Source organism: Chryseobacterium sp. RU33C (assembly GCF_900156015.1).
Lineage (GTDB): Bacteria > Bacteroidota > Bacteroidia > Flavobacteriales > Weeksellaceae > Chryseobacterium > Chryseobacterium candidae.
In genome coordinates this window covers 1-26,713 of the sequence record NZ_FTMT01000025.1, presented here as the reverse complement: position 1 = coordinate 26,713, position 26,713 = coordinate 1, and the positions used below count along the sequence as shown (strand labels likewise).

The 26,713-nt window shown below is 34.1% G+C and carries 20 protein-coding genes and 1 CRISPR repeat array; of the genes, 7 read left to right on the top strand and 13 right to left on the bottom strand.

Annotated features, from left to right (window positions below; genetic code table 11):
• Positions 1–59 precede the first annotated feature (59 nt).
• Positions 60–998, bottom strand: a complete 939-nt coding sequence (locus BW946_RS18225) for a helix-turn-helix domain-containing protein (RefSeq protein ID WP_076597524.1) — start codon at positions 996–998, stop codon at positions 60–62.
• 278 nt (positions 999–1,276) lie between these two features.
• Here BW946_RS18225 and BW946_RS21515 point away from each other — a divergent pair, with 278 nt between their 5' ends.
• Both BW946_RS21515 and BW946_RS21225 read left to right on the top strand, forming a co-directional pair.
• Positions 1,277–1,435, top strand: a complete 159-nt coding sequence (locus tag BW946_RS21515) for a hypothetical protein (RefSeq protein ID WP_170872100.1) — start codon at positions 1,277–1,279, stop codon at positions 1,433–1,435.
• A 44-nt stretch (positions 1,436–1,479) separates the two neighbouring features.
• Entirely contained in the window at positions 1,480–1,725 is a 246-nt protein-coding gene (locus BW946_RS21225) for a ComC/BlpC family leader-containing pheromone/bacteriocin (protein WP_139326030.1), read from the top strand.
• Positions 1,726–1,900: 175 nt separating this feature from the next.
• On the opposite strand, the gene ychF is transcribed toward BW946_RS21225, so the two are convergent.
• The 7 genes from ychF to BW946_RS18190 form a co-directional block, all read right to left on the bottom strand.
• Positions 1,901–2,992, bottom strand: a complete 1,092-nt coding sequence (gene ychF, locus BW946_RS18220) for a redox-regulated ATPase YchF (protein ID WP_062675159.1) — start codon at positions 2,990–2,992, stop codon at positions 1,901–1,903.
• Between the two features lie 180 nt (positions 2,993–3,172).
• Positions 3,173–3,724 carry a ferritin gene (locus BW946_RS18215; protein ID WP_076597523.1) on the bottom strand — a complete coding sequence of 184 codons (552 nt, stop codon included), beginning with the start codon at positions 3,722–3,724 and terminating at the stop codon, positions 3,173–3,175.
• A 243-nt stretch (positions 3,725–3,967) separates the two neighbouring features.
• Positions 3,968–5,584, bottom strand: a complete 1,617-nt coding sequence (locus tag BW946_RS18205) for a glycoside hydrolase family 10-like protein (protein ID WP_076597521.1) — start codon at positions 5,582–5,584, stop codon at positions 3,968–3,970.
• Between the two features lie 71 nt (positions 5,585–5,655).
• Positions 5,656–6,489 (bottom strand): formyltetrahydrofolate deformylase, encoded by an 834-nt coding sequence (gene purU / locus BW946_RS18200; protein WP_228402644.1) that lies wholly within the window; start codon positions 6,487–6,489, stop codon positions 5,656–5,658.
• Between the two features lie 56 nt (positions 6,490–6,545).
• The gene (gene typA / locus BW946_RS18195) at positions 6,546–8,351 is read right to left on the bottom strand and encodes a translational GTPase TypA (protein WP_076597519.1); all 1,806 of its coding nucleotides are present in this window, start codon (positions 8,349–8,351) and stop codon (positions 6,546–6,548) included.
• A 137-nt stretch (positions 8,352–8,488) separates the two neighbouring features.
• Positions 8,489–8,707: a bacteriocin-like protein gene (locus BW946_RS21510; protein ID WP_410493471.1), complete on the bottom strand. Its 219-nt coding sequence runs from the start codon at positions 8,705–8,707 to the stop codon at positions 8,489–8,491.
• Positions 8,708–8,782: 75 nt separating this feature from the next.
• Positions 8,783–9,037 carry a DUF1294 domain-containing protein gene (locus BW946_RS18190; protein ID WP_076597518.1) on the bottom strand — a complete coding sequence of 85 codons (255 nt, stop codon included), beginning with the start codon at positions 9,035–9,037 and terminating at the stop codon, positions 8,783–8,785.
• Positions 9,038–9,170: 133 nt separating this feature from the next.
• Here BW946_RS18190 and BW946_RS18185 point away from each other — a divergent pair, with 133 nt between their 5' ends.
• Positions 9,171–9,527 (top strand): hypothetical protein, encoded by a 357-nt coding sequence (locus BW946_RS18185; RefSeq protein ID WP_076597517.1) that lies wholly within the window; start codon positions 9,171–9,173, stop codon positions 9,525–9,527.
• Between the two features lie 88 nt (positions 9,528–9,615).
• Here the strand turns inward: BW946_RS18185 and BW946_RS18180 are convergent, their stop codons facing one another.
• From BW946_RS18180 to cas9, 4 genes are all read right to left on the bottom strand, one after another.
• Positions 9,616–10,293: a YceI family protein gene (locus tag BW946_RS18180; protein WP_076597516.1), complete on the bottom strand. Its 678-nt coding sequence runs from the start codon at positions 10,291–10,293 to the stop codon at positions 9,616–9,618.
• Positions 10,294–10,490: 197 nt separating this feature from the next.
• Positions 10,491–13,466: a CRISPR direct-repeat array (repeat unit 47 nt; unit sequence GTTGTGAATTGCTTTCAAAAATTATTATCTTCGTGATGAGTCACAGC).
• Positions 13,467–13,522: 56 nt separating this feature from the next.
• Entirely contained in the window at positions 13,523–13,861 is a 339-nt protein-coding gene (gene cas2 / locus BW946_RS18175) for a CRISPR-associated endonuclease Cas2 (RefSeq protein WP_007842732.1), read from the bottom strand.
• Positions 13,858–14,751, bottom strand: coding sequence for a type II CRISPR-associated endonuclease Cas1 (gene cas1 / locus BW946_RS18170; RefSeq protein WP_076597515.1), 894 nt, complete (start codon positions 14,749–14,751; stop codon positions 13,858–13,860). The genes cas2 and cas1 overlap by 4 nt, the downstream gene beginning before the upstream one ends.
• Before the next feature lie 10 nt (positions 14,752–14,761).
• Positions 14,762–18,982 (bottom strand): type II CRISPR RNA-guided endonuclease Cas9, encoded by a 4,221-nt coding sequence (cas9, locus tag BW946_RS18165; RefSeq protein ID WP_076597553.1) that lies wholly within the window; start codon positions 18,980–18,982, stop codon positions 14,762–14,764.
• Between the two features lie 710 nt (positions 18,983–19,692).
• Between cas9 and BW946_RS18160 the strand changes: the two genes are divergently transcribed.
• On the top strand, positions 19,693–21,816 hold the full coding sequence (locus tag BW946_RS18160; RefSeq protein WP_076597514.1) for a Tex family protein: 2,124 nt from the start codon (positions 19,693–19,695) through the stop codon (positions 21,814–21,816).
• A 44-nt stretch (positions 21,817–21,860) separates the two neighbouring features.
• Positions 21,861–22,511, top strand: a complete 651-nt coding sequence (locus BW946_RS18155) for an HAD family hydrolase (protein WP_076597513.1) — start codon at positions 21,861–21,863, stop codon at positions 22,509–22,511.
• Positions 22,512–22,587: 76 nt separating this feature from the next.
• Here BW946_RS18155 and BW946_RS18150 read toward each other — a convergent pair whose 3' ends face one another.
• The gene (locus BW946_RS18150; protein ID WP_076597512.1) at positions 22,588–23,928 is read right to left on the bottom strand and encodes a LuxR C-terminal-related transcriptional regulator; all 1,341 of its coding nucleotides are present in this window, start codon (positions 23,926–23,928) and stop codon (positions 22,588–22,590) included.
• 1,045 nt (positions 23,929–24,973) lie between these two features.
• Between BW946_RS18150 and BW946_RS18145 the strand changes: the two genes are divergently transcribed.
• Together BW946_RS18145 and BW946_RS18140 are read left to right on the top strand one after the other, a co-directional pair.
• Positions 24,974–25,411 (top strand): transposase, encoded by a 438-nt coding sequence (locus BW946_RS18145; protein WP_076597511.1) that lies wholly within the window; start codon positions 24,974–24,976, stop codon positions 25,409–25,411.
• Between the two features lie 770 nt (positions 25,412–26,181).
• Positions 26,182–26,520, top strand: coding sequence for a hypothetical protein (locus BW946_RS18140; protein WP_076597510.1), 339 nt, complete (start codon positions 26,182–26,184; stop codon positions 26,518–26,520).
• The last annotated feature ends 193 nt before the right edge of the window (positions 26,521–26,713 follow it).

Sequence of the window (26,713 nt, the reverse complement as noted above, 5' to 3'; positions counted from 1 at the left end):
TGGGATATTTTCAGACTGAAGTATTTGCTTGAATCAATCTGAAATTTGCAAAATTCAAATCAGGAACGAAATTCCAACGGAGTAAAAGTGGTTTTCCTTTTAAAGAAATTGGAAAAATGGGCTATCTCTTCAAATCCCAGAGCGTAAGATATTTCTGAAACATTCCATTTCGTCTGTTTTAAAAGTATTTTAGCTTCCTGGATAATCCGGTCAGAAATAAACTCTGTGGTTGTTTTTCCGGTGTTTTCTTTTAATCTTTTATTTAGATAATTCACATGAACTGCCAGCCTGTCTGCATAATCTTTTGCTGTTTTTAGTTGCAGCCTCTGTTCCCATGATTCAATAGGAAACTGTCTTTCAAGCAGCTCTATAAATAAAGAAACCACTCTCATAGAAGAATTATTGGATGCTGATATTTTGGATGCCGGCTGTAATTTCTGCCCATAATGAATCAGCTCCAGAACATAGTTTCTGATCAGATCATATTTAAATACATAATCTGAATCTATTTCTTTTTTTATCTTTTTAAAGAGGCTTTCAATCTCTTCTGCAAACTCACCATCAATTTCAAAAACAGGAACTCCGCCTGGCTGAAAGATAGGAAGATCTTCGAGATTGTAGTACGATTTATCTTTGATGAAAAAGTCTTCGGTAAACACGCAGAAACTTCCTGACTGATCGGGATCTTCAGGAACCCAGTGATAAGGGACTTTAGGGGTTGCAAATAACAGAGCGTTCTGTTGTATTGAAATGACTTTATCTGCATATTCTGCCCTGTTTCTTCCTTTTATAAAGCTTATTTTATAGTATTTCCTCCTGTTATAAGGCATCTCAGAAGTAGTCTTTGCCCTTTCTATTGTTTGGGCAATATCAAAAACATTAAAGTGACCAATGTCTTTGTGAAGTCCTTTTGGGAAAATACTTTCAAGATCTTTGCCCAGTTTGGCAGCCATCTCTTTATAAAAATCTTCCAGTGAGGTATGTGCTGCTTTTTCCATGGCAGATAATTTGTAAAATTCAAATATACGAAGTTATCAATCAACCTTTTTTGAAATGATTACAGATTGCTCGTCCGATCTCAAGATTTTTTTTAATTTCAAAAAAATATACCATGCGTATTTATTGAAATTTTCAATAGAATCACTTATTCTATTGAAAATTTATCACGATATTACAGATACAGTATTATATTTTTTTTATTTTTTTCTATATACAGTGATATAAATCATTTATTTTTATTATTTTCGTTAAAACTAACCCATTAAAAATTAAACCAATGAAAAGCAAAAACTTAACTCTCGGAAAAAAACTGAACAAAAAACAGTTAAGAGTAATTACCGGAGGAAAAGAAATGTGTCTGCTTCCAGACCTTACCTGCAAGAAATATTCTTTTACCTGTGCAGAAATTCAATGCCAGCCTGGTATTGAATTGTAAAAGAAAAGAAAAGAAAAGAAACTAAACCATAAAAACTTTAACGAATGAAAAATCAACATTTAAATAATGGTAAAAAACTGAATAAAAAAGAGTTGAAGACCATTAAAGGAGGCGTAATGATATGTAGTATACAAAATGGAACGATATGTACAAAAATTCATCCTTCATGCTATGAGCCACAGTGTCGAAGCGGGCAGGCAGATTTAAGATGTACAGATATAGTTGGCAACTGTGTGGTTTTCTCCCCATCTTGTATGGAGTCAAAATGCAGATTCGAAACAGGTATTTGATTGTAAGATAAAACAACAAAGACTGCTCTCTGATTTCAGGGAGCATTTTTTTTGCTGCGTAATTTTTCTGAATTTTAATTACAAAATAAAAATTCAACCCGATGTATATAAAAGCAAAAAACGCTCCCAAATACATGGAAGCGCTTTTTAATATAACTAACTTTAATACTTTTTCTTATACGTTGAATCTGAAGTGCATGATGTCGCCATCCTGCACGATATATTCTTTCCCTTCTACAGAAAGCTTTCCGGCTTCTTTTACTTTTACTTCAGAACCATAGTTTACGTAATCATTATACTTGATTACTTCTGCACGGATAAATCCTTTTTCAAAGTCTGTGTGGATTACTCCTGCAGCTTGTGGAGCAGTCCATCCCTGTCCGATAGTCCAGGCTCTTACTTCTTTTACCCCAGCTGTAAAATACGTCTGAAGTTTCAAAAGATCATACGCTTTTCTGATCAAACGGTTAACACCAGGTTCTGTAAGCCCTAGCTCATCAAGGAAAATTTCTCTTTCTTCGAAAGTCTCAAGCTCGTTGATATCGGCTTCGATCTGAGCTGCCAGTACTACTACTTCAGCTCCTTCACCTTTAGCCATTTCTTCAATCTTAGCGATCCATTCATTTCCGTTTTTGATAGAGTTTTCATCTACGTTACAAACGTAAAGAACCGGTTTATTTGTCAACAATTGAACTTCTCCGATGATTGATTTTGTAAAATCATCAGTCGCGAATTCTCTTGCATTTTTACCATCTTCAAGAAATTTCTGTAAATTCTGAAGGGTTTCGTAAGTAAGAATATCTTCTTTCTTCCCTGATTTGATGAATTTTTTAGCTTTCTCCACTGCTTTACCTACAGTTTCAAGGTCTTTCAGCTGAAGCTCTATATCAATAATTTCTTTATCTCTTAACGGATCTACAGAACCTTCTACGTGAACGATATTTCCATTGTCAAAACATCTTAAAACGTGAATAATCGCTTCACACTCACGGATGTTAGCTAAGAACTGGTTCCCCAATCCTTCTCCTTTGCTGGCTCCTTTTACAAGACCTGCAATATCCACAATCTCAACTACAGCAGGTAAAACTCTCTCAGGTTTTACGATTTTCTCCAGTTCAAACAATCTCTGATCCGGTACAGAAACCGTTCCAAGGTTCGGTTCAATAGTACAGAAAGGATAGTTTGCTGATTGAGCTTTTGCATTGCTCAGACAGTTAAAAAGTGTTGATTTACCTACATTCGGCAGGCCTACGATTCCACATTTCATATTGTAAAATTCAAAGTTTAAGATTTAGGAGCAACCCAAGGTATTCTCAACTTTAAACATTGAACTCAGAACCTTGAATTACGAGTGTGCAAAGATAGTGATTTTTGAGGGAGTTTCATAATAAAAAAATCTGCCAGTATTCTGACAGATTTTCAAAAGGTTTAGTTTTACCAGGTATTCTTACGGATTAGCTCCTGTAGCATTCTGGGCCAGCGGAACATCATTGGGTGCTTCCTGTAATGCCTTATCTAAAGTAAATAAAGATTCATCGGTAGCTCTGTCACCTCCTGCAATTTTTAATTTATCTATTAAATTCTGTGCTAATGTTTCTTCTTCAATCTGTTCCTGTACAAACCATTGCATGAAATTCCACGTAGCCCAGTCCTTTTCTTCCATAGAAAGATCTACAATTTTATAAATGGCAGTGGTATTATCCACTTCATGTTTAAAAACACCATCAAAGCATGCTGTAAGTGTTTTAGGATCAGCTGGAGGAGCCGGAATAGCCGTTACTTTTGGTTTACCTCCTCTGTTTAAAATATATTCCATGAATTTGATGGAGTGATTTCTCTCTTCCTGGGCGTGTCGGTACAGAAAATTAGCAATCCCCTGATAGCCTTTATCATCGGCCCAGATTCCATAAGATAAAAAAATGTGTGATGCATGAATTTCCTTGTTCATCTGGTCACTAAGTGCTTTTTCCATATTGGTGGAAAGTCTTTTAGTATTCATAATGTTATATTTTGGTGATTATGGGATTACTTATGCAAAAATGATTCCGATAAAGTTTTCAATTTACTTAAAAACACACGTTTTAATTAAAAATATAACTGATTTGCAGTATTTTAAATTGATAATTTATAGTTATTCTAAAATAAAACCCGGTTCCAAGACAGAACCGAGTTTTAAATTTATAGTTGGAATTGCGTTTCCGAAAAGTTTGCAATGACGTATCGGGAGCAGTTTTCAGCCTGGTTATTTAATTCTTCTCGCTGAATAATCACTTTCATTTCCTAATCTGTCGATGGCTTTGATGGCAACGGCATTCAATTTTTTTCCGTCTTTAGATTTGGGAATATCTTTTGAAAGCGTATCCAATGTCAGAATTTCTGTTTGCCACACTCCGTTGTACTGAGTGAAAAGTACCCATAAAAATACATCGGCTGTATTTTTGCTACTCCAGCTTGTCTGAGCAAAGCTTCCGTTATCAGCAATAAATAAGGTAGGAGTTTGTAACGGAACAGTTTTAATCCATGGAGATTTGGGAACTAATGCTTTTTCATTGTATGGTCCGCTTTTCAAAGCAGGCAGCATATTGGGATTTTTGGTAAGACCGGCAATGCTCCAGTGAATTTCTCCTGCATCATTTTTAAGAATATTTCTGGAAATAGCGATCTGATTTTTAATTTCTGCAGGACGGTCTGAAACTTTAATCTCAACTGTATTAAGCCCCGGCCACAAGTGACGGTTCATTGTATTTTCAGACTGCCACCAGCTTAACAAGGCTTCAAAGCTTTGCCCTTTGGAATCTACCGGCCAGTACAACTGTGGAGAGAAATAATCTACCCAGCCTTTATTTAACCAAAGTTTAGCATCTGCATACAGTTCGTCATACTGAGAAGACCCTACAATTCCTGCAGGATATCCGGGTTTCCAGATTCCAAACGGGCTAATCCCAAATCTTACATTATTTTTTTCTGCATGAATTTCTTTATAGATACGTTCTACAAATTTATTCACGTTATCTCTTCTCCAATCTGCTCTGGATAAAGTACCTCCGTTGCTTAAGTAAGCATTCCAACTGGCGTTATCTGGAAAATCTGCTCCTTTATTGTAAGTAGCATAAGGATAGAAATAATCATCGAAATGCACAGCATCAATATCATATCTTTTTACAATATCTTTTACCACATTGGACACATGGCCTTGTGTTTTCGGATTAGCGGGATCAAACCAGTACATTCCATTCTTTAGTCTTACCACAATATCGGACAGTTTATTGGCCATTGACAGCTTATTTACAGCTCCTCCGTTGGTATGATGGGCACGGTAGGGGTTTAACCAGACATGCAGCTCCAAGCCTCTTTTATGAGCTTCTTCGATCCAAAACTGAAGCGGATCATAGTTTGGGTAAGGAGCCGTTCCTGTTTCTCCGGTCAGGAAATAAGACCATGGTTCGATATTACTTGTATAAAGTGCATCTGCAGAAGGTCTGATCTGGAAAATAGCCGCATTGAAATTATTATCTTTCAGCATATCAAGCATACTGATTGCTTCTGCCTTCTGCTGATCTACTGTAAGGTCATTTCTTGAAGGCCAGTTGATATTGGCTACACTGGCAATCCATGCTCCGCGGAATTCTCTTTTGATTTCCGGAAGATTGGTTCTGAAATTTTCTTCCGTTGAAGCTGCTGTTCCTGTTGTTGATTTTGTTGCTACCGGAATTACTTTTGGAGGATTTGTATTGTTGGTGGGTTTTGTCGGATTCTTCGTGGAGGGTGTTTTTACAAGATTGTTCTGAACGGAACATGAGGTAGTATACGATGCAAAAACGCCCAATAAAACGATAAGTTTTAATTTATTCATTCTCATAGTCTGCAAAACTACAATAAATTATTTTTTAGCTTTTAAAATTTATTATAATAAATTATATTTTCAACTCATCATTCAAAAATAATAGTCTTATTTCCATCAATAAAAACTTTATCTTCAAAAACCAGTTTCAAAGCATTTGCCAGGACATTTCTTTCAACATCCCTTCCCAGATTCGCAAGATCTTTTGCTGTTTTGGAATGACTCACCTTGATAATATCCTGATAGATTATTGGGCCTTCATCCAGATCATCAGTCACAAAATGTGCTGTTGCTCCAATGATTTTTACTCCTCTTTCAAAAGCCTGTCTGTAAGGATTTGCACCAATAAAAGCAGGTAAAAATGAATGATGTATATTAACTATTCTTCCTTTAAATTTTTCAACAAAATTGGTTGAAAGGATTCTCATGAACTTGGCTAAAACCAGATAATCAAATTCATAATTTTTGAGGGTTTGTATGATTTGAATTTCATGCTCCTCTCTTGTGATATTTTCTGTAGAAATATAGTGAAACGGAACACCGAATTTCTCTGTCATATCTTTTAGACTTTCATAATTCCCGATAACCGCCAGAATATTAAAGTTAAGATCCTTGAAATGGTTTCTGATCAGCAAATCTGACAAACAATGATGTTCTTTTGTCACCAAAACAACAATATTTTTGGGTGTATTTTTGCTTAGTTCAATGTTGCAATCCCCCAATTGATCTTTGATTTGATCCATCACTTTTTGAGGATCAGCAATGCCCGAAACTTCGGTTCTCATAAAGAACAATGACTTTTCTCTGTCCACAAACTCGTCATTTTTTACAATATTAAGATTGTTTTTCAACAGCACATCCGAGATCTTATGTACTAAACCTTTTTCATCTTTACAGGCGATTTTAAAAATAAAATTCATCATTTGTTTTTTTTAAAATAAAAAGTCCTCATTACTGAGGACTTTAAAAATTATTTAGATTATGCTTTTGCAGATCTTTCTACTCTTTTTCTTTCTTCTTCAGAAAGGATTTTCTTTCTCATTCTGATGAAGTTCGGAGTTACCTCAATCGCTTCATCACCCTGGATGTATTCCATACATTCTTCCAGAGAGAATAAGATTTTTGGAGCAACACCAGTATCTTTATCTTTTCCTGAAGCTCTCATGTTGTTCAGCTGTTTTGCTTCTACAATGTTTACTACCAGGTCTCCAGGTTTGTTTTGTTCACCAATGATCATCCCTGTGTAGATTTCCTCACCCGGATCCACGAAGAACTTACCTCTATCCTGTAGTTTAGCAATAGAATATTCTGTAGCAGGACCTGTAGTTTTGCTGATCAGAACTCCATTGTTTCTTCCAGGAATAGCACCTTTGAAAGGCTTGTACTCTGTGAAACGGTGTGCCATGATAGCTTCACCAGCAGTAGCTGTCAACATCTGAGAACGTAATCCGATCAAACCTCTTGAAGGAATTTCGAATTCCATGTGCTGCATTTCACCTTTAGTTTCCATAATGTGAAGGTCACCTTTTCTCTGAGTTGCCAGGTCAATAACTCTTGAAGCAAATTCTTCAGGAACGTCAACAACCAAAGATTCATAAGGCTCGCATTTCTCACCATCAATTTCTCTGAAGATAACCTGCGGCTGACCAATTGTCATTTCGTATCCTTCTCTTCTCATCGTTTCGATCAAAACTGACAAGTGAAGAATACCTCTACCGAATACAAGGAATGTATTGGCATCGTCAGTCTGCTGAACTCTTAATGCAAGGTTTTTCTCTAATTCTTTTGTTAATCTTTCTTTAAGGTGGTTGGAAGTAACATATTTTCCGTCTTTACCGAAGAAAGGTGAGTTGTTGATAGAGAACGTCATGTTCAGCGTAGGCTCGTCAATTGCTGTTCTTTCCAATGGCTCAGGGTTTTCAAGATCAACGAAAGAATCACCAATCTGGAATGCATCAAAACCTACTACAGCACAGATATCTCCTGCTTTTACTTCGGTTACTTTTTTCTTTCCTAATCCTTCGAAAACGTAAAGTTCTTTTACTTTTCCTTTTACGATTTTACCTTCTGCCTGGGCAAGACCAATCCATTGAGATTCTTTGATCTCACCTCTTGTTACTTTCCCGATTGCAATTCTTCCTAAGAAAGAAGAGAAGTCAAGAGAAGTAATCTGCATCTGAAGATTTCCTTCTGTTACTTTCGGTTCAGGAACATATTGTAAAATACCGTCTAATAATGGTAAGATATCTTCAGTCTGCTCTAATGAGGTGTTGAACCATCCTTGTTTTGAAGATCCATAGAACGTAGGAAAATCCAATTGTTCTTCAGTAGCTTCAAGGTTGAAGAACAGGTCAAATACTTTATCGTGAACTTCGTCCGGACGACAGTTTGGCTTATCTACTTTATTGATAACCACTAATGGTCTCAATCCTAATTCCAATGCTTTCTGTAGTACGAATCTTGTTTGTGGCATTGGTCCTTCGAACGCATCCACCAACAAAATAACCCCATCAGCCATTTTCAATACTCTTTCTACTTCTCCACCAAAATCGGCGTGACCAGGAGTATCAATTACGTTAATTTTTGTGTCTTTATAAGTAACAGAAATATTCTTGGATAAGATAGTGATCCCTCTTTCTCTTTCAAGATCGTTGTTATCCATAATTAACTCCCCACTCTCCTGATTTTCTCTGAAAATGTTGGTAGCGTGAATGATCTTGTCAACCAAAGTCGTCTTTCCGTGGTCAACGTGTGCGATAATCGCAATATTTCTAATGTTTTGCATAAAAGATTTTTACGGGTGCAAAAGTAGTGATTTTTAATGAAAAAATATTTAGTTATCAAAATATTTAATAATTTGTTCAAAATACTTATTTAGAAGACAATAAAAAAAGAGTGTTCAAAAAACACTCTTTAAACTATCTACATACAGATCTGTACTTCACATGGATCTACTGCAGGTGGTTCTCCGCATATAATATCAAACTCACCGCAATTACTGGAGAATCCGGTTCCCCAACCCCATCTTACAGCACATGTATCGGCATCTTTATATCTTACCATTCCTTTAATAATTCCTCCTTGTACCGATTTCATTTCAATTCTCGAGATTTTTTTGAGATTTTCATGTTGTTTGTTTATTTGTTATTAGCATGATAAAAATATTAAAAAAATATAACACCAAACGTAATATTAAAACAATTAACATTTTTAATATCAATGCCTTATCAATCGATAAAAAAACACCAGATCAATTAAAACCACAAGAATGAATTTCATTAGAAAGGACTTTTTGGAAACTTTGTGATTAAAAAGAATCATTCCGGAAGCAGCTCCTAAAATTCCGCCTAAAATAGAGAGTAATAAAAGGGTATTTTCTGAAATTCTCCATTGATGTTTTTGGGCCTGCCATTTATCAAAACCAAAGACACCAAATGTAATAAGGTTCATTATCAACAGAAAAGGAATCATTCTAAAATTAATTTACTGCAAAAGTAAAGCTTAATTTGTACATGGAGCAACTCTTAAATTTATACTTATTTATCATGTTGGCAGTTTTATCAGAATAAGATTTTTTAAATTTGTCCTTCTTAAAAACAATTCAATGACGGTACAGGATCTTGCAGGAAGCTATTCAATTGAGGGAAGTAATCAGGAAGAATCTTTCCATCCATCTTATCATGGAATATTAACCTTAACTATTGATGAGAATAACCGTATTACTGCTCAATGGATGATTGGCGACCATCAGCAAAATGGAACAGGATTTTACAAAGACCAGATTTTAGTGATTAATTTCAACTACAAAGGAGAAGATGATAAAATCTACAAAGGAGTTGCTGTTTACCGCTGCCTCAGCAAAGACGTTCTGGATGGATTCTGGTCTGAGAAACATGGTAATCCTTTGTATCTTGGAAGTGAATTTTGTGTAAGAATTCAGAATTCTAAGATTATCAATTAATTTTTTATCTATTTGATCAAAAAAATCTAAAATAAAAAAGAGCCGCCTTCATGAAGACAGCTCTTGTCGTTATTAAAGTTTAAATAACTTATTTTTTAGCTTTTACGTCGATCGCAATCTCGATATCTTTGCTGATCATCCATTCTGCCGGATCTGCTTCAGAAGTACCGAATTTAAGTCCCCAATCTGCTCTGTTCACAGTAAACTTAGCCTGAATAGCTGCTGAATTTTCAGCTACCTCTACTTTCGCAGGGAAGGTAACGTTCATTGTCTTTCCTGATAGTGTAAGGTTTCCACTTACCGTTTTATTAGCTCCTGCTACAGCGTCTTTTGGTGCTTCTTTCAAATCTGTAACACTTGTAATTTTGAAATCTGAAGTAGGGTTTTTCGCTACATCAAAGAAATCAGGATTTTTAAGGTGAGCTTCAAGATCAGCCGGTTTTTTATCTTTTTCTGTTACTGAAGCCGGGTCTACTTTGATAGAATTCATATCAATAATAAAATTTCCTGCTGCAACCTGACCTGCATCAACACTGATGTCTCCAGACTTTACCGTAAGTGTTCCCCAACGAGGTGCCATCCCTCCTTTGTGGAAAGCTTTCCAGTTCACTACTGAAGCTACTGTATCTACTGCCAGTGTTTCACCTTTGCTTTCAGCTACTGTCTGCTCCTGAGCTGTCGCTGCAGACTCTGCTGATTTTTCTTTATTACATGATGCTAAAAGCAATCCTACTCCTACTAATGCAATTACGCTAATTTTTTTCATATTGAACTGTTTTAAAAAAGTTTATTGAAATTTTGTTGTTTTCGGGTACAAAAATAGAAAAACCTAATTGGAGATCCCTTAACATACGTCAAGAAATGTGGTATTTTTATTATTTGCAATGATAAAAACCATTTACGGATATTCTTATCTTCGTGATGAGTCACAGCGGTAGTATGCAAACAATGAAAAAGTAGCTCGTTGTGAATTGCTTTCAAAAATTATTATCTTCGTGATGAGTCACAGCATGTTTTGTTGATGTTTTTCCATAAATATAGTTGTGAATTGCTTTCAAAAATTATTATCTTCGTGATGAGTCACAGCCGTCATATTGCATAAATGTATTCTGTTGTAGTTGTGAATTGCTTTCAAAAATTATTATCTTCGTGATGAGTCACAGCGATAAAAGCCCCGTGATAATTGATTTCATTGTTGTGAATTGCTTTCAAAAATTATTATCTTCGTGATGAGTCACAGCTAGATGGAGAATAATAAAATAGTTACTATTGTTGTGAATTGCTTTCAAAAATTATTATCTTCGTGATGAGTCACAGCCGCTCAGCAGTTCATCAACATATTGAATACGTTGTGAATTGCTTTCAAAAATTATTATCTTCGTGATGAGTCACAGCCGGGATTCGTCCTGATTGTATCAATAGTTTGTTGTGAATTGCTTTCAAAAATTATTATCTTCGTGATGAGTCACAGCAATCGTTAAAAATGACATAATCAATTCGGGGTTGTGAATTGCTTTCAAAAATTATTATCTTCGTGATGAGTCACAGCTAAAATAATTATAGTATGACAGAAGATCAAGTTGTGAATTGCTTTCAAAAATTATTATCTTCGTGATGAGTCACAGCTTCTACACCATCTTTTATTGCCAACCATTTGTTGTGAATTGCTTTCAAAAATTATTATCTTCGTGATGAGTCACAGCAGCGACCGCCGCCGCTGCTGCTGCTGCTGCTATGTTGTGAATTGCTTTCAAAAATTATTATCTTCGTGATGAGTCACAGCTTAGATTTATTATGGTTAATCCTATGATAGGTTGTGAATTGCTTTCAAAAATTATTATCTTCGTGATGAGTCACAGCCCCGCTTGAAAAATAGAGTTGTAAGTGGCTGTTGTGAATTGCTTTCAAAAATTATTATCTTCGTGATGAGTCACAGCAACGCCTTTTTCAACGTCTATTCGGTTATAGTTGTGAATTGCTTTCAAAAATTATTATCTTCGTGATGAGTCACAGCTCTCCTGTTGGATACACCGCCTCATAGTTAGTTGTGAATTGCTTTCAAAAATTATTATCTTCGTGATGAGTCACAGCAAATATTCTGAAAGTGATAAAATCAACCTCGTTGTGAATTGCTTTCAAAAATTATTATCTTCGTGATGAGTCACAGCAATCCGGCTGATTATCCTAATGCTCGAATCGTTGTGAATTGCTTTCAAAAATTATTATCTTCGTGATGAGTCACAGCGAAGGAAGTAATATTGGCGAAGGTAGCAGCGTTGTGAATTGCTTTCAAAAATTATTATCTTCGTGATGAGTCACAGCTGAGCAAAATTAATCCCGTAACTCCCAGCAGTTGTGAATTGCTTTCAAAAATTATTATCTTCGTGATGAGTCACAGCGATACTCCTCCAGCAAGACAAAATAAGGCTGTTGTGAATTGCTTTCAAAAATTATTATCTTCGTGATGAGTCACAGCATACCTTACCCTCGAAGCCCTCGCAACCAAGTTGTGAATTGCTTTCAAAAATTATTATCTTCGTGATGAGTCACAGCCAGGATGAGTTTACGACCGTTGTTATTTATGTTGTGAATTGCTTTCAAAAATTATTATCTTCGTGATGAGTCACAGCGAAGCTAAACGCGGGAAAGTTAGAGATCCAGTTGTGAATTGCTTTCAAAAATTATTATCTTCGTGATGAGTCACAGCATCAGCCAGCCAGGGAATGGATAGGATCCTGTTGTGAATTGCTTTCAAAAATTATTATCTTCGTGATGAGTCACAGCTGTGTCTTTGTCTTCCAAACTGGAAAGAGTGTTGTGAATTGCTTTCAAAAATTATTATCTTCGTGATGAGTCACAGCCGCTCTATTGGGAATGATTACGTTATTATAGTTGTGAATTGCTTTCAAAAATTATTATCTTCGTGATGAGTCACAGCCAGGCATAATCACGATAGGCAGTAGCTCTGGTTGTGAATTGCTTTCAAAAATTATTATCTTCGTGATGAGTCACAGCATAATGCTCTAAGGAAAGAAATGTCGTTGCGTTGTGAATTGCTTTCAAAAATTATTATCTTCGTGATGAGTCACAGCTCACATTGTTTCATTGAGTAAACACCTCTAGTTGTGAATTGCTTTCAAAAATTATTATCTTCGTGATGAGTCACAGCTTTTCCTTATCTTTCGATTTCAGACAGGAAGTTGTGAATTGCTTTCAAAAATTATTATCTTCGTGATGAGTCACAGCTTGATAAGATATTTTTGTATAGATAAGATTGTTGTGAATTGCTTTCAAAAATTATTATCTTCGTGATGAGTCACAGCTTTTCCTTGTCATTTGATTTCAAGCAGGAAGTTGTGAATTGCTTTCAAAAATTATTATCTTCGTGATGAGTCACAGCTTTGGCAGACTCAACAACAGATGTTGGCGTGTTGTGAATTGCTTTCAAAAATTATTATCTTCGTGATGAGTCACAGCTAAAATGGATAATTCCATCAACTTCAACTGGTTGTGAATTGCTTTCAAAAATTATTATCTTCGTGATGAGTCACAGCTTTTCTCATGATTTCTTTCCAACGCTCCAAGTTGTGAATTGCTTTCAAAAATTATTATCTTCGTGATGAGTCACAGCACCGAAGCAGTTATCAATCCGGAAAGTTGTGTTGTGAATTGCTTTCAAAAATTATTATCTTCGTGATGAGTCACAGCGGAGTAAGCTATATCTTTACAACTTTTGGAGTTGTGAATTGCTTTCAAAAATTATTATCTTCGTGATGAGTCACAGCAGACCTGAAAAATTATTGTCATTTATCGCAGTTGTGAATTGCTTTCAAAAATTATTATCTTCGTGATGAGTCACAGCAACCCACCAATAAGCGACCCCGAAAGGAAGGTTGTGAATTGCTTTCAAAAATTATTATCTTCGTGATGAGTCACAGCCTCAAAAAATAATCTACTGAAAACCAGTAGATTATTTTTATTTTAGAAATTAAAATTTAGAATAATTCAAGCTGCTGGAAAGTTGGTGGCGGCTCTTCTTTATTTCTGGCAAAAAAGATCTCGATGTCTCCAAACTGTTTATCGGTAATGCACATGATGGCCACTTTCCCGGCTTTTGGAAGCATAAATTTTACCCTTTTAATATGAACTTCAGCATTTTCACGGCTTGGACAGTGGCGTACATACATTGAAAACTGAAATAACGTAAAGCCGTCATCAATTAATGCCTTCCGAAAGCGGTTCGCATCTTTCATATTCGCTTTCGTTTCGGTCGGGAGGTCATATAATACTAAAACCCACATAATTCGGTATGCATTAAACCTTTCGGCATTCATAACAGTTGAGGATAAGAGATCAGCCGTTTTTCTCCTGTATAGCATTTGTAAAGCGATGAAGCCGTAGTTTTTACCGCAACCAGCAACGGTCTCGTTTTGTCATCAATATGCACGTCTTTGGTTGCAATCTGAAGAATATGAGCCTTAAATTCTTTCGACAATTCTTCCGTATCAGGATGAATTTTCAGCCACTGCATCACCAGTAAATCAATAAACGGGCGGTAAGGTTCCATCAGATCGTCTGCAAGGCAATACGGATTGTATTTATTTTTATGAAAAATACCAAGAACGGGCAATAACCCTGTTTCCACGATGGCTCTTGCAACAATGCTTCTGAGAACCGCATACCCGAAATTAAAGAACTGATTGGGTGAATCTCCAAAACGCTGCCTCAAAAAGTCCAGACTGATGAGGTATTTCCAGTAATGCTGCGCCGCAATCCCCTCCATATTCGTTATATCGCCGGACTTTACGTTTCTTTGGTATTCAATCATCGGTTCGTAATAATTTCCCAGTTTCATCAGTACATTTTTCTGATTTTCAATTTTACATTCCACCGTCTGTTTCCAGAGCTGCTTTTTCAGTGGTTCACTGGCTTCCAGCTGATCTTTTACCCGATCGGAATGTTCGGTATGTCCGTACAGCGGAAGCATTATTCCGTGCGGTAAATGATGGGCATCACAACTCACCACCACCACATTATTTCCCATCATTTTCTGAATCAGATGGTGCGAAATAGTAATCTGATAATGATCCAGCATCAATAATCCCAAATCTTCCACAGGGACACTCCCCTTTTCCGTTTTGGTTTCCGGGCAGAGGATTTTCATCTGCTCGTCTTTGAGCTTAAGGTAAGCGGGATTGCCGATGTAGATGGAACGGGTGATCATATCTTAGAATTTAATATTCTCCTACCTGAACTATTTTTCCCAAGTGATTCAAACGAACTTTTAAAATACCTTTTAATCCGTTCAATCCTTCTCTTCTCCAAGTGATGCCTTTCAATGCAGAATTATCTTCAACTGTTGTTTCTAAATGATGTCTAAAGAAATAATCTTTAATTGTGAATTTCTGTACTCTAAAAAGATTTTTAGAAATCAAACTCAGATTCTTTTCATCAAATAAATCATTTTCTTTAGGATCAAAATCTTCTGATGGAAATAAAAACATTTCATTCTGCTTCATTGTAAATAAAAATTTCCAACCTAACTCAGAATTATATTCTTTATCAATAACAGGTAAGTTCTGATTCACTCTTTCAACGGCTTCATAAAAACTCACAACTTTCTCCTGTAGGTTTCCATTTTCATCTTCATAAATTGCAACGTGATGATTATTTCCTGTACTGACGAAATCAACAGCTATCCTTTGACCGTTTTCATCTAAAATATACTTTCCTAAGTGATCTTTTTTGTAATGTAGAGCTTCGGCATTATTAATTCCTGTAATAGTAACCGTCTTTATTGAAATTCCTTTTGATTTGTTAAGCCAAATCGGATTTTTTTCCAAATCAGAAAAGGCTTCTTTAGAGTTTCCGTTAAATTCTTTTAATCTTTCGGTTAGAATATCCCGAACTCCTTTATCAATAACTTTTTCAATATTTTTAAAATCTTTAAAATTATCGGGATTAACAGCTTTTCTGATCGTATAACCTGTTTCATACCAAGCTAAAGTTACCGTTTCAGGTAATTGCTCCGTTTTTTCAGCATTAAGAAATATTGGATTTTTAGAAATAACATTTTTTCCGGTGAATGCTTTTTTAGAATCTCCGCCAAACTCCTGTAACCTGTTCAGTAAAGCATTCCTGTATTTCTCATTCTGAACTTTCTGAATTGTTTCTGCATCAAATTTTCCTGATATTTTTTCTTCTTTTATTTTAAGAAATTTTGAACTTCCGTAAATCGTTTCTTTATGTAGCTGACCTCTTGGAGTCAGTTCAGTTTTTGCAACTACACTTCCCTTTTTCTTAATTTTATTAATGTTTTTGGTAACTACTTTATTTTTAGCCTTATGTGAAATTAATATTTCATCTAAATACTTTTTAGCTTCTGCTCTAAAATTTTTAATAGGCTCTTTGAATCTTCTTTCCTTTGACCCGTTTTTCTTTTCAATGACTTCTGTAATTAAATTTTCGATACCAAAAATATTTTGATGCTCTTTATGCTTTTCATCTTTTCTCGCATTTAAATAATTCAAATACTGAATGTGATTAAGGGTAGTGAAAGCAACCGTTAAGGCATCCATTGCGTGATGACGGTGGTCATTTCTTTTTGTCCAGTCTATAATTCTCTGTTTCTCCTCTCCTTTTGAATTAATAACCATTTCTGTAAGACCTAATTTTCTGTATTTTTCCAAATTAAGCTCTTTCATTGTGTTGACGAGATTCCAATCCTCACGAAGTTTATCCGTTATTCTACCTGATGTTGGGATTACAGCATTTGTGATTCCAAAAAGTATTTCCTTAGATTTTTTCGCAATATATTGTGTGTTTCGCAAATCCCTTTCAATAAAACCCTCTCCTATTTCAGATCCTTTTTTCTGTAACTTCTCATATTTTGCTTTGGTAATTGATCCTTTGTCGTACAGATCTTTTATGATATTGAGGAATTTCTCTAATTTTTCTTTTCCTTCAATCTCAAGATAATCGAAAGCCGTAAAATTTCCTTTTTTAAGATTAGCACTTCTCGGAACTAAAACTTTATTGGAGAAACTGTCATCAAAAAATCGGGATTGTGGAATAATGTGATCGATATCGTATTTATCTGTAAATAAATTTTCTCTTTCAATTTTCACATCGGTATATAAATCTTTAAAACCATTATTTGCTAATTCTAAGTATAATTTATATCGGATAATATCATTTCTTGAAGGACTTTTTATACCAAACTCCTTTTGCAAAACTTCTGCATATTTCTGGTGTTGTATGGTAGCTTTGTTAATCTCAGAAGTCATCGTAGCGCGTTCTTCGGCATTAAGTTTGAGTTCTCGAGCCAATTCAATTCTTATTTCATCAAATTTGAAATATTTAACAATCTGTCCTTCTTTATCTTTTTCACTATATTCATCAATTAAAGAGTTCACAAGATTAATCATTTGATTTAAAATCTTTTCGACTACTGGATTTCGTAAAGAATTTTTGGGAAGAATATCCAATTTCTCTTTTAAAATTCGGTTCTCCAGTTGCTCTTTGGTCAATGAATTTTTAGAGTGATTGTATCCCGCATAATTACAGGCTATGCTATATTTATGTTCTTTAATATATGGATAGATCTTTCGCATTGCTTTAGAACTCAGACTTCCATAATCCTGCGGAAAACCAATTTCAGCTATTATTTTGGAATGTTCTTTTTTGAACCCGAATTTTTTTTGCAGTAACTCATAAAGTTTTTCGTTCCCTGAAGGAGAATCATCGCCTTCATAAGAATACAGTAAATGCCACAGTTGATAAGAAGCCTGTTTTTCAAAATCATTTCCTTCCAACTCCGGATTAAAATCCAGAACAGAAGTATCAATTCCTAATCCTGAAAACTTTTCTCTGACAAATAATTTTATAATTTCTGCAGAAGCATTTACTTTAGAAACTTTAATTTCGTCATCAATGGTCAATTTAAATTCTTTTGGGAATTCTATTCCTTCACTGGCAATAATCTTTAGAAAAGCAGTATATAAATTTTCATTAGTATAATTTCCTTCAATATCTTTGAAATTAGTTTTCCATTCTTTTCCTGAATATCCAACAAGATCTAAAACATCTTTTGCAGAAAGTTTTCCTTTTATATTGACTTCATCAAAAATAGATTGCTTGAAATCTAAATCTATTGGGAATATTTCCTTTGTATCTACATTTTGAAATTGTAAATTATTCAGAACCTGCCAGATTTTAAATTCCTGAAACAACGGAGAGGATTTCGGTGCCACTTTTAGCCCAACTGTTTTCTTTTTTGTTTTTCCATTTTCTTTTACTTCAATTTCCCTGTTTTCAAACTCACAGATACTGATTAAACCTTTCTGTGATTTGAGCTTCCTTTGATAGAAAATAATAATATCCCGAATCTCCTGCTTTAATTCTTTCGTTAGTTCTTTATAATATTTTGATTGAGTTTCCCATATCTTCTCAAATTCATCTAAGTAATCCTGTCTGTAGAAAACCTGATTTTTAAGCTTTGTATGAGGGTTTTGTTTCAACTGCTGAAATAAATATTCTCCGACCGTTTGATTATGAAAATAAAGCTCTTTACTTCTATCACTTATTGCACCAAGATAACCGCTGGAATTATTTAAATTGCTATTAATCTCCTGAAATACAACAGCTAGGCTTTCAAAATCCAATTGTTTTTTCACCGCTTCGCTTCTCCAAAAGTATTTTTCTGCTTTTTTCTCCTGCATCGTCCCGGTCTGCTTGATACCTACAAGAGAAAATGGAATCTCCAATTCTTTCCAGGTTGCATTTCTATTCTTACCCCGAAGCCTTTCATAAAGTTCATTGGTGAAAATTTCAGGATTGAATTGTTTCTGAAAATACCAGATTTTATCAAATTCTGCCTGTAAATCTGAACGGTAAAAATCAGGCAGTTGTTTTTTACCCTGTTGTAAAAGTTGATGTGAATATTCTCCGGGTGTTAAATTCTCTTCATACAATTTTTTGGCAACAGCCATTCCGTCTACAATCTGTCCTTCGTCTTCATTTTTAGCTTTACGGCTGCTTTTATACCCCCTTTTTTTATTAATAAGAAGCAAAACTCTGGCAAATTCTGAAAGTTCTATTTTTTCATTTGCAGCCTTTGCTCTTAGTTCCTGAGTTTGAAATGTTGAATTTTTGCCAGCTTCGGCAAGTAAGTCGGATTCTTTAAGAATATTATTTTTCTTTAGAACATCTATAAGATTTGACCTTCTAAGTTTAAATCTTTGAAGATTTCTTCTCGCACTTCTGGCTAAAGTTCTTCCGGCATTGGTTGTGATCGGTTTTCCTTTTTCAAAATTCAACTGTTCATCAACAGTTAATGGATTTACACGAACTCCTAATTTTATGATTTTATTGTTTTCAGAATTTTCAGAATCCTCCTGAACGTAAGCCCAGCCAATTGATGAAACTCCCAAGTCCAGTCCAAGTATATTTTTAATCATAAGTATCAGTTTTTTGAAGTAAATAAAAATAGGAAGAAAAAAATTATTAAAAATGAGGTTTTCCGTAAACCATTCAAAGAAATTTTATTTTATATTTGTATCAATAATTTTGAAAGCAATTCACAATAAGGATTATTCCGTTGTGAAAACATTTAAGGCGGGGTAACTCGCCTTCTTTATTTATAACAAATCATACAATTTTAGTATATTTGCAAAACAATTAGGCAGCTAAAAACTGCCTAATTGAAATGTTTTTATTTACGTTTTTTGCAATAAAAACAGAAAGGCTTAGATAGATGAACTATCCTTTTGCTTCGCCAATGTCTAAATGAACGAAAGCAAATAAGGTTTTTTAATTCCATTTCAATAAATTAAAAAATTAAACATTTAATTCTAAGTTACAATCCCTTTGATGTTGCAGCATCAAGGGATTTTTCGTTTTATCCATCTCCAGACTTATGGAGGTTATCAATCTTAAAAATTTGAAAGCAAGTCACAACCGATTCAATCAACCTAATGAAGTAAGTTATTGAATCATGTAAACTCTAATTGCAAATATAAATAAATTAATTATATATACAACATTAGGTTATTGAATCGTAAACAGAGTTAAAATAAATAATAAATTAAGCATCATATGTATTAAATTATATAAATTCCACTTTATTTCATCCAAAACCTTATTTTAGCTATCCGAAAACAGAATAATGACGACCGTAGAATTTATACAGAGACAGCTGAATATTTCAGAAAAGAGCATCAACAATACGTTACAATTATTAGCAGAAGACTGTACTATTCCTTTTATTTCCCGTTATCGAAAAGACAAAACCGGAAATCTTGATGAAATACAGATTGAACAGATCTCAAAGATCAGTAAGCAATTTGAAGAAATTATTAAGAGAAAGGAATCTATTTTAAAATCAATAGAAGAACAGAATGCATTAACTCCTGAACTTCAGCAGAAAATAGAAGAAAGCTTTGAGATTCAGGAGCTGGAAGACCTTTATCTGCCTTTCAAGAAGCGTAAGAAAACCAAAGCGGATGCTGCCAAGGAAAAAGGGCTGGAACCTTTAGCCAAAATTATTATGAGCCAGAAAACCAATGACATTCAGTTTTTGGCCTCAAAATATATTAACAATGAAGTTAATTCAGAAGAAGAAGCACTACAGGGAGCGAGAGACATTATGGCAGAATGGATCAATGAAAACATGTATGTCCGCAAGAACCTTCGCAGACTATTTCAGCGCAAAGCAGTAATTACCTCCAAGGTGGTAAAAGCTAAAAAAGACGAGGAAGAAGCACAGAAATTCTCCCAATATTTTGAGTGGGAAGAAAGCCTTGGCAGAACACCCTCTCACAGACTTCTCGCCATGCTGAGAGCAGAAGCAGAAGGTTTTGTAAAAACAAATGTAGGCATAGACAAAGAAGAGGCGATTGATTTTATTGAAAAAGCGATAATCAAATCCAATAACGAAAGTTCGGAGCAGATTGCACTGGCAATAAAAGACAGCTACAAGAGACTTCTGGAACCTGCGATTTCCAATGAAGCCCTGCAGGAAGCCAAAGAAAAAGCAGACAAAAAAGCGATTGAAATTTTCTCTGAGAACTTAAGCCAGCTCCTTCTTGCCCCACCTTTAGGAGAAAAAAGAATCCTGGCAATAGATCCCGGCTACCGCAGCGGATGTAAGGTAGTGTGCCTGGATGAAAAGGGAGACTTACTGCACAACGAAACCCTCTACCCCCACGCTCCACAGAATGAAAGCGGAATGGCTATGAAAAAAATCCGGTCCATGGTCAATGCTTATAATATTGAAGCTATTTCTATTGGTAACGGAACAGCAAGCCGAGAAACAGAATTCTTTATCAAAAAAATTGCATTTGATAAACCTTTGCAGGTTTTTGTAGTCTCAGAAGCTGGAGCATCAGTCTATTCTGCAAGTAAAATTGCAAGAGATGAGTTTCCTTCGTATGACGTAACGGTACGCGGAGCAGTTTCTATCGGAAGAAGACTTTCTGATCCTCTGGCTGAATTAGTAAAGATTGACGCCAAATCTATTGGTGTCGGACAATATCAGCATGATGTAGATCAGACTCAGCTGAAAAATGAGCTGGATTCTACGGTGATGAAATGTGTAAACTCAGTAGGAATTAATTTAAATACCGCCAGTAAGTCACTTTTAAGCTATGTTTCAGGAATCGGAGAGAAAATGGCAGAGAACATTGTGAATTACCGTACTGAAAACGGCGCATTTGAAGACAGAAAACAGCTTAAAAAAGTTCCAAGACTTGGAGAAAAAGCCTTCCAGCAAGCCGCTGCTTTTGTAAGAATATCTAATGCCCAAAACCCGTTGGACAACTCTGCTGTACACCCCGAGGCTTATGGAGTGGTTGAGAAAATGGCAAAAGATTTAGGTATTAAAACCAATGAACTGATAGCCAACAAAGAAAAAATAGCCTTGGTAAAACCAGAAAACTACATTACAGGCGAAATCGGAATTTTAGGAATTAAAGATATTTTAAAAGAACTTGAGAAGCCGGGACTGGACCCAAGAAAGGCAGCAAAAGTATTTGAGTTTGATCCGAATGTTAAAAGCATCAAAGATCTAAAAGCAGGAATGATCCTTCCGGGAATTGTCAATAATATTACCGCTTTTGGGTGCTTTGTAGATCTTGGAATCAAAGAAAGCGGACTGGTTCATATTTCCCAGCTAAAAGACGGTTTTGTATCCGATGTCAATGAAGTGGTAAAACTTCATCAGCATGTTCGCGTAAAGGTTACGGAAGTGGATGAAGCAAGAAAAAGAGTGCAGCTGAGCATGATTATATAGTTTTTAACCTTTATATACTTACATTAATCCAATCAACTATCATTTTGAAAACCAAGAATCTAATCTTCGATCTGGATGGAACATTATGGGATTCCAGAGCTACGATCATCAAAATATGGAATGAAATATTGGGTAAACATCAGCTGATCAAAAAAGCCCTGAAACCCGAAGATATGAATCAGTATATGGGATTATTAGCGCATGATATTGTAAAAGATATTATTCCCGGTATTTCGGATCTGCAAGCCAGGAAAATCCTTTCTGAAATTGTAGCAGAAGAAAATAAAACACTTCACCTGGAAGGCGGAATCTTATATGATGGTGTGGAAGAAACTTTAAAGAGTCTGTCCAGCACCTGTTCCCTTTTCATCGTAAGCAACTGTCAGGATGGTTATATTGAATCATTTTTAGAGTATTATCAATTCAATGATCTGTTTGTTGATTTTGAGTCTCACGGACGAACCCAAAAAAATAAATCTGAAAACATACGGCTTCTCATGGAAAGAAATCAATTATCCACTGAAAACTCAGTATACATTGGTGATACTCAAACCGATTATGATTCAGCTAATTCCAATGGACTGCCATTCATTTTCTGTAAATATGGTTTTGGAAAGCTCACTAAACCCTTGTATGAACTAACAATTACTAACTTTTCAGAGCTGAAATTTCAAATTTCTGACATTACAAAATAAAAAGCTTCTCTTTAAGGAAGCTTTTTATTTTCAAACAACTGTCTCGTCTAAAAGTCCTGTCAAAATCTCCAAAATATTATTTGGAATTCAGACCTTGTAAAAAAAAGTAAATATCCACATCGGATGGAATATTTAATTTTTTTCGTAATCTGTTTTTCTTTGTTTGTACCGATCTGTGCTGCATAAAACTATATTGAGCGATTTCTTTAGAAGATAAACCCAATTGTATCATGGCACAAAAAGAAAGTTCGTTTATTGATAGATTTGAATTAATTTCAAAAAGTCTTTCAACGAACTCAGGATAAAAACTTTGATATTCATTAAAAAATAAAGGATCATTTTTCTTGGCTAAAGACATCAGCCTTTCATCATTAGCAGACATTTTTTTTATTAAGAATTCTGTCTCTAATTCTTTCTCCTCTATTATTCTGTGTTTTTTGGCAATTCTTTTACGATAGAAAAAATAGACAATTACAAGAGTACCTAATAATGCAAAAACGATTACATTGTATATAATGATGGAATGCTGTTTTTCTATATCATCTTTCTCCTTTTCCTGAGTCATCTTATCAACAGAAGTATTTATTGATTCATCCCACACCTTTTCCAGACTATCATTTAATTTAGTATATTTCTCCAGATAATACTTTTCTTTTGAGCTGTTGTTTAATTCTTTATAGGTCTTAGCAATAGCTTGGTATAATACGGGAACCTGATAAATTCTTTGGGTTTTTTTGAGTATTTCTACTGATTTAATATAATAGTCTAATGCCGAAGTATAATCCTGTTTTTCAAATAAGAAATTCCCATAATAGAAATAAGTAAGAGCTCTCTGAGGATCCCAGTACTCTCTTTGTTTTAAAAGAGAAAACGCTCTGTTAAAATACATTTGTGCCGAATCCTCATTTTTAGCAAAAAGCAGATAGTGGTTAGCAATCGTGGAATTGATCACCGGCGTAGGTTTTATCTCTGAAGCTTTATGTAAATAGATTAACGAAGAATCAATTGAATTGGTTTCTCTTAAAAAGTCAGCCCTGTTTGCATAAACCACTGATAAAATTTCTCGATCGCGCTTATTCTTTATTTGTTTACCATAATAAATTGATTTTGAATTATACTTAATTGCTTTTTTATAAAGACCTATCACATAATTGGCCTGACCGTACTCCTGATATAATTTTGTATGCAGATAATAATCATCAACTCCTTCGAGATTTTCTTCAGCAATATTCAGATATTGGAATGCTTTCTCATACATTCCAACGGTAGCATAAATATTACCCAAATTAATATATGAAAGTACTTCTCCTTTTACATAATCCTGCTTTTTACTGATATTGCAAAATTTATTATTAAGGTTAATCAATTCTTTCTTTCTACCGCTTACCCTTAAATCCTCATTAACTTTTATCAGCATACTGTCTATATATTGAGGAGTATATGTCTGAGAATAGAGTAAATTAGAAAATGACAGGTATATCAGGCATATTAGGATGCTTAGCAATATTTTCGAAAATTGATTAAGCTTTAGTGTTTGCATAGTAAATTTTATAATAAGTTTCTAAAGTGACAAAAAGTGACATCAATACTTAAAAACAACTTAACAGGATATGTATAATAAATTTTTCAAACCAACTACACATTACAATTCTGTTTCCATAAAATTATAAAAAAACACCGATATAATTGAAAATTTTCATTAATTCCAATTAAACTAAAAAGCATTATCACTGAAAACACAATACAATAATCAATTAATCAATTAAAACATCACCAATAATATTTCCAATACAATAACAGATTAAAAAATCACAGAATTTCATTTATATGGAATAAATTCATTGAAGTACTATACAACCCTAACAAACCTAATGTTTCTCAATCAAAAAAAATTTTCATTACACAGATGTCCTGTTATTAAATTTAAAAATCGATGATGTACTTTTGATGTATAAATAATTTTACATGGTTGTAATATTAGATATAAATTCAAATTAAGAAAGTTTATTGACTCATTTGCTATATAAAAACAAAAGCACGTCATTGGATTGAGAATTTAACTAAGCTTTACCTCTTACCACAAAGTAAATTCCTTTAATATTTTAATAACAAAATCAGTTTTCATTTTTGATTTTATAGAGATCTATACTACTGATCAAACTTGCGGCTCCCGTTTTTCGGGATTTTTTTTGATCCTACATGTATGATATAAAGTGATGTACTTATGTTGTATGACGATTTTAGTAGAAGAAAATAATCAGTGCTAAATTTGAACAAAAATGATAAAAAATTTTATTTGTTATTATTTCTTCTCAAATAGGAATTAATATCATCTGTTTGCTATGTAGTGAAAACATTCACTATAATTCAGACGCTTTTTTGTCATCAACCAAACGAAAATAAGTCTCAAGACTTTACTTTTTTTTGCGAGAATAAATTTTAATCATATAATACTTTTTATTTTGAACTTTAAAAAAATACATATTGGTAGTACTATTAAAGCTAAGTTTCAGGAAGAAGCATTAGACATGCAGAGAGTATGTAATTTTATGAAATGTACCGAATCTGAAATTGAACAAATGTTCCTTGAAGAAGATCTTACAACGGACAAATTATTGAGGTGGAGCAAACTGTTAGAATATGATTTTTTCCGAGCCTACTCACAGCACCTCATACTCTTTTCTCCTCCGAAAAAGGATATTTCCGCTAATACTTCTCATAAAAAAAGATCTTCCTTGCCCGAGTTTAGGAAAAATATCTACACTAAGGAAATCATAGAATTTATCCTGGAACAAATTGAAACCGGAAAAAAAACGAAGCTAGAAATAATAAATGATTATAAAATCCCAAAAACTACACTCTATAAATGGATAGCAAAATATACAGATAAAAATAGATGAGGTATCAATTTATATTTTGTATGGTTATAATTAGTTTTATTGTGCAATACTCTATTTTAAAATAATATTCAATAAATATGTGAAAAATAGAGTATTTTTAGTTAGAAGCTAAAATAAAACTATGGAACACTATAATCCGCTATTTTGGCCTTTTTTATAGGAAATGAGATGTTAATTCCAAGTTGGGAAGATATCTATTCCAAAGAAATGATTACACCTACCCTGATTTGTTATTCTCCGCCCAATCATCAGAGATGATTTTAAAGAAAAATAAGCATTGCGATCCACCCAATAACATATACATCAAATGTACAGCACAATGAAACACACGTATTTTCAAGTAAATAACTCTGTTTTGCCTTTTGGGAGCTAATTAACCCGTACGGGTAACAGATTTCTGTATTTTTTACCATTCAACAAAAGATGTATACATGATGTATCCAAAACATTGGAGTATATAGAATAGAAAATATACTTTTACATGAAAACACAAACTACATACTTTTTATTAGCTAGTCAATCGTTTAGTTGATATTAAGACCAAGTCAAGTACTAGAGCCGTAAATGGTATTAAAGGATACAGCTGTTGTAAAGTTCAAAGGCAGTTTAGTTTATTATCTTCAGGCATTGAAAGCATTCTTATGATCGGTTGAGAAACGTTCCTGAATTAATTTACGAACTCTGGTATTTATTTTCATTCAAATACAGTTCATTAAAAAAGAACTATAAACTGATAAAATCTACATCATTATATTACAATTATATTACAAATGGATCATCACAAAAAATCTCCCTCAATGACACCTGATTATAAAAAAATTTACAGTGATATTGTCGATCTGAAACATCCGGAAAAGAAGCATGAATGTGCAAGGATTTTGGCCAAGAAAAACCTGTCAGCGTTTGATGTGATAGAAATTAATGGAATCATATTTAATTATAACCAGAACATTAAGGTCAATCAGTCCCACCGTTCTTACAATAAAGAAACGATCTGCAAAATTCTCGAGTATCAAAAAAAGAATTGCCTTAATAATACAAGGCTTGCTTTACATTTTAAGCTGAGCCGTAATACCGTAGCAAAATGGAAAAGTTTATTCAGTGTTTAATCAATTCACATGCAGGATAACAGAGTTTTATCTCTTTCCTATTTAGTTTCAGAGGAGGAGAAACATTCTAATTCTTAGAAAATTCATAATTAAAAATGGGTAGTGTTTCACTAACTGTGTAAGTTAAAAAGTTATTCTGGAAAATTTTGAGCCCTCATAGCTCAAAAAATTTTACGGAAATAACTTTTTATTA

Coding starts and splice junctions, on each gene's coding strand:
- BW946_RS18140 (WP_076597510.1), top strand. CDS start 26,182: ATGGATCATCACAAAAAATCTCCCTCAATGACACCTGATTATAAAAAA.
- BW946_RS18215 (WP_076597523.1), bottom strand. CDS start 3,724: ATGAATACTAAAAGACTTTCCACCAATATGGAAAAAGCACTTAGTGAC.
- cas2 (WP_007842732.1), bottom strand. CDS start 13,861: ATGAATGCCGAAAGGTTTAATGCATACCGAATTATGTGGGTTTTAGTA.
- BW946_RS18225 (WP_076597524.1), bottom strand. CDS start 998: ATGGAAAAAGCAGCACATACCTCACTGGAAGATTTTTATAAAGAGATG.
- BW946_RS18185 (WP_076597517.1), top strand. CDS start 9,171: ATGACGGTACAGGATCTTGCAGGAAGCTATTCAATTGAGGGAAGTAAT.
- BW946_RS18160 (WP_076597514.1), top strand. CDS start 19,693: ATGACGACCGTAGAATTTATACAGAGACAGCTGAATATTTCAGAAAAG.
- BW946_RS18190 (WP_076597518.1), bottom strand. CDS start 9,037: ATGATTCCTTTTCTGTTGATAATGAACCTTATTACATTTGGTGTCTTT.
- typA (WP_076597519.1), bottom strand. CDS start 8,351: ATGCAAAACATTAGAAATATTGCGATTATCGCACACGTTGACCACGGA.
- cas1 (WP_076597515.1), bottom strand. CDS start 14,751: ATGATCACCCGTTCCATCTACATCGGCAATCCCGCTTACCTTAAGCTC.
- BW946_RS21515 (WP_170872100.1), top strand. CDS start 1,277: ATGAAAAGCAAAAACTTAACTCTCGGAAAAAAACTGAACAAAAAACAG.
- purU (WP_228402644.1), bottom strand. CDS start 6,489: ATGATGAATTTTATTTTTAAAATCGCCTGTAAAGATGAAAAAGGTTTA.
- BW946_RS21225 (WP_139326030.1), top strand. CDS start 1,480: ATGAAAAATCAACATTTAAATAATGGTAAAAAACTGAATAAAAAAGAG.
- ychF (WP_062675159.1), bottom strand. CDS start 2,992: ATGAAATGTGGAATCGTAGGCCTGCCGAATGTAGGTAAATCAACACTT.
- BW946_RS18150 (WP_076597512.1), bottom strand. CDS start 23,928: ATGCTGATAAAAGTTAATGAGGATTTAAGGGTAAGCGGTAGAAAGAAA.
- BW946_RS18180 (WP_076597516.1), bottom strand. CDS start 10,293: ATGAAAAAAATTAGCGTAATTGCATTAGTAGGAGTAGGATTGCTTTTA.
- BW946_RS18205 (WP_076597521.1), bottom strand. CDS start 5,584: ATGAGAATGAATAAATTAAAACTTATCGTTTTATTGGGCGTTTTTGCA.